We start from the raw sequence: 4,434 nt of genomic DNA on the forward strand, positions 1-4,434 counted from the left end.
TGATATCGAGGTGTCCGGGATTGCAGCCAGGCATTCGCGGGTGACGTCATCGACGATGTTGAGCACTCGGAACCGCCGCCCGCAGGCGAACTGGTCATGGACGAAATCCAGCGACCATCTGGCATTCGCTCGCACCTCGACCAAGATCGGGGCACGTGTGCCGAGAGCCTTGCGCCGCGCACGCCGCTTGCCGACGGTCAGCCCTTCCTCGCGGTAGAGTCGATAGATGCGGTTGATCCCGGATGGCTCGCCCTCGCGACCGTCTCGAAGCCGTGCCGCCGACACCAGCGTCTCGTTCATCTAATCAAGCATCCCACTATCACGCGAAATATAGAAGTAGTACTGGACCGTGGCAAACGGCGGGAAGTCCTTCGGGAGCACGACCCATCGGCACCCTATTGGATCGCATCACAGACGGCACGCAAATCCGTCGCTCGAGCACGTCCTACATGACTCCGGGGCCGCACGAAACCCGCGACTATTCCCGCTCTGGTACCTGCTGACCACCGCCGATCTCGGCCTAATGTAGGTTTTCTGCTCAATTGCTACATCGAGGCGAATAGGACGGACGGGAGTTAATGCAGAGCGCCGGCAGGATTATGGGTTCCCAAAAGATCGTCCGTTGGGGTGTCCGGATCATGGGCGTCGACGACCCCGGCGTCGCTGCCGCCGGCCGCCCGGTCCAATTGCAATTCGATTCGGCGGTTGCGGGCCAAGGCCTCCGGCGACGTCCCCTCCGCGATCGGCTGATGCTCGCCGAATCCCGCAGCGGCCAGTCGATCTTCAGGAATGCCTTGATTGGCCAAGAACTGAACAACCTCAAGGGCGCGCGCCGTTGACAACTCCCAATTCGATTGGAATTCCGGCGTGCTGATCGGCACCGCATCCGTGTGCCCGTCGACACGCAGGATCCAGTCGACATCGGGGGGAAACTGATCGGCCACGGTCAACAATTCATTCGCCAATTCAGCGAGTTGTTGTTGGCCGCCCTGTTGCAAAGTTGCTGACCCTGTTGGGAAAAGCACTTCGGATTGAAATATAAACCGGTCGCCGACGATGCGAATATCTTCACGCCCGCCTAGAACCTGACGCAGCCTTCCAAAAAACTCGGATCGATACTGGGTCAATTCCTCGACTTCGCGAAGTAACGCTTGATTTAGGCGCCCCTCAAGCTGGGCGATTTCGAGATTCTGGTCGCCGACCTGTTCCTCCGATGCGGCGAGCAGCGATTCAACCCGGTCGAGTTGACTTCGAAGATCGAGGATTTCCTGGTCGAGAACGGCCACGCGGTTCTCTGCGTCGCGACGCAGTTCGAGTTGATCGTCAAGCAGTCCTTGAGTCGCGCTAAGGCGGGCCGTCAATTCTTCGATCCGGATTTCGCGTTCTTCGAGCTGGCGCTGCGCCAGAACCCTGCGTTCCTGTTCACTACTCAGCGACTCCGCCAAGCCCTGAGTTCGGTCCCGCGCAGCCGTAAGTTCGGCCATTAGGCGTTCGCGGTTTTCCTCGGTCAGGCGCAGCGACCGTTCGAGGGTATCCACTTCGGTCTGCGCTGCACTTAAGGCACGACGGACGATATCAATCTCGTTCTCGGCGGCAACGGTGATCTCCAATCGCGTTGCCGAAACGTCAAGATCGTCTAACGCCGTCGCAAATCGGATCGATTCCCCAGACTCAAGTCGCTCGCGATCGACGTCGAAACTCCATTCGAACAACGCCCTATCGGCATTGTCGAATAATGTTGCCACCAAAAGCGGGATTGGCTGGACATAGTCGCTGTCATTCACCAGTTCGCCAGTCACGACAAGTCGTGGTGGGCTTTGCCCCTCGCCTTCCAGCCGTTCCGAGATCACCCGTCTCATCGCCAGCCCTGGCGCGGGTAGATCCATAAGCCTATAGCGCATCAAGTCGTCATCGATAAAAATGGACGGTGGCTGCTCGACGGGTGTTTGCTCGACTAATCGGTCCAACGCTGCCTGAGCCTCTTCGTTGCCAGCTTCGGCGGCCATCCGGTACCATTCAGCGGCCGCCGTTCGGTCAACCGAACCCTCCAGGCCAGCTTCGAATAGACGTCCCAGTTCCAGCGCGCCGCTTGGGTTGCCACCGGCACTGGCCGCCTGAAACCATCTGGCGGCTTGAACCGGGTCACGTTCGGCGCCACGTCCGACCAGTATCATGCGCCCCAGTGCCAATTGGGCGTCGGGATGATGGCGTTGGGCAGCTCGCCGGAAGAGTTTGACGGCGGCTTCGGCTGATGCGTCTCGGCCTAATCCGTCACGCGTCAGGATACCAAGATTGTAAATGGCGTTGGGAATACCGGCGTCGGCACTTTGCTGATACCAGAAAACCGCTCTCTCCAAATTCTGTGAGATGTCTTCGCCAAGGGCAAAGGCCGTCGCCAGATCATGCTGGGCATCGGCGTTTCCGGCTACAGCGCGTTGGGCAAGATCATGCAGAGCGTTGGGGGCATCGCCCGGTAGGTCGGCGGCATCCTCAAGAACCTGTCTTGGCAGTGCGAACCGCTCACCTTCGATCCAATCCTTCGGCGTATAATTGGCATTGAGTCCCAAGACCTCGATCTCTGTGACGTCGACGTCGAAAATGCTCCAGCGACGATCCGAGAACGGTATTGGCGGATCGGGTGAAGCAGTCAGAGTAAAGGTGCCACCGGTATCACTTTGTGCTAACAACTCGCGCAGAGCCAGAAAGACACTCCCCCGCGGATCATCTTGGGTGACCAGAAAATTCGCATCGGTTGTCCCTTCATCCAAGACATCCAGAAGATCGTCGCGCGACAAACCGAAATGCATACTCTGCGCATCAACAAACTCACGTACGAAGCCCTGATCGACGATCGAGAACGAGACAGTCTCAACCGACGCATGCCCCAAGGCATCGAGCCCCGCCGGCTCTCCCCGAACAATTGCCAGGTAATTCAGGGTAAGTGAGTTCGGGATTTCAAAATGCAGACGTATCTGGGTATCATCCATCATCGGCATGATGCTTGCTGATACTGTCGCCACGTCTGTCTCCATGTCGGCCAACGGCACGCCCATTTCCATGGCCACGATTTGCACTAGCTCCATGTAATCAATGTCGATCATCTCGATATCGAAATAGGTGGGCTCCAACCCATATCTTACATTGTCGATATCGAAGGCATGGACCTTGACCGATGGCACGGTAATCGGTTCATCGAGCTCGGGATCATTGATTGAAAGATCGGTGATTTCCAATCCGTCGATACCGGCGGGCACCACCGATTCCGCCGTCAAATAGGTGCCGAAAATCTCCAAGTCGGCGACCAGCACCTCCCAGATTTCCGCCATAGTTTCTACGCCGGAGAAGGTATCATCAGGAACGGTGTTCTCGTCGGGCCAATCAAAGTCATTGCTGGGTGACAACATGTCGCCGATTTCCGCCACAGGCTCTCGCGAGACTGTCAGCGTTGCGCTGCGCCTTCCACTCGCCCCCCAGGACCCGACCCAGACATCGTACTCTCCAGCCTCAGCAGCGGAATACGAGATCTCCGGATCCCGCCCATAGGTTTTGTCATCGCAGGCTATCGCACCAGACGGGGTCACCACCATGAGCGTCGTATCGGCATCAGAGCGAACCCGTATGGTTAAGGGATCGCCCTCATTCTCGACCTCGACCACGAAATCGGGACGAGATGGGTCGATCCGGCCCCAGCAACCGGATTTGAAATCAGACGCAGCGACTGACCCAGTCAGCGTAAACTCACTAGAGACGGGCGGATCGCCCTCCATCGGAACGAAAATCCAGTTGAATGCCGCTTCGGCACCGATGGCGAGGCGACCGGCGCCTGGAGGCGAACTGTCTTCATTTTGTTCTATAGCATCCCGCTGGCAGGCCTGGATGATGCCGAGGAACTCCGAACTGGCCATCACTTCGGCCTCGGAAACTTCGTCGTTCAGCCAAAATTCCGTTTCCTGAAGATCCGTCAACACGCAGCCGCAATAGGCTATGCACATTTGGCCGCCGCTTTCTGGGCGGCAACTACTCTCACAAGACATCAAAAAGGACGAGGCATCCAGTGTCGGCGTGGGTACATCCAGAAGCCCATGACGCACCAAGTCGTCTTCAGTGAATACATGCATCTCTTCACTGGGCGTTTGCAACATCCTTACGATCACCTCGCTAGGAACGCCGAATTCTGAGAGCACGTCCACTATATCGCTGATGGTGATTTGGCCAGACGCTAGATCGCCATGATCCGACGAAATCTGATGGACACCGACCTCACCATCTGCTGTCCGTTGCAAGCCAGCGAACCACAAGAACGAGCAGGCTGAGTAGCAACCACTTTCGGCGGGAAGTAAGCGGAGCCTGCGGCCCATGTTTTCCGGATTGAGGTATTGTGAGAAGACGTTGGGAAGGCTTGATTGTTATGGAGTTTCTCCATGGAGCACTCAA

Annotated in this window: 1 protein-coding gene and 2 pseudogenes; all 3 read right to left on the reverse strand. The window is 57.4% G+C overall.

Annotated elements, in window-relative coordinates:
- Positions 1–252 (reverse strand): annotated as a pseudogene (locus ABZ728_RS22010) (IS3 family transposase); the annotation flags it as partial.
- 78 nt (positions 253–330) lie between these two features.
- Positions 331–449 (reverse strand): annotated as a pseudogene (locus ABZ728_RS22015) (IS5/IS1182 family transposase); the annotation flags it as partial.
- A 126-nt stretch (positions 450–575) separates the two neighbouring features.
- Complete coding sequence (locus ABZ728_RS22020; RefSeq protein WP_366658597.1) at positions 576–4,142, reverse strand: OmpA family protein; 3,567 nt, start codon at positions 4,140–4,142, stop codon at positions 576–578.
- Positions 4,143–4,434: the final 292 nt, after the last annotated feature.

This window comes from Fodinicurvata sp. EGI_FJ10296, from assembly GCF_040712075.1.
GTDB lineage: Bacteria > Pseudomonadota > Alphaproteobacteria > DSM-16000 > Inquilinaceae > JBFCVL01.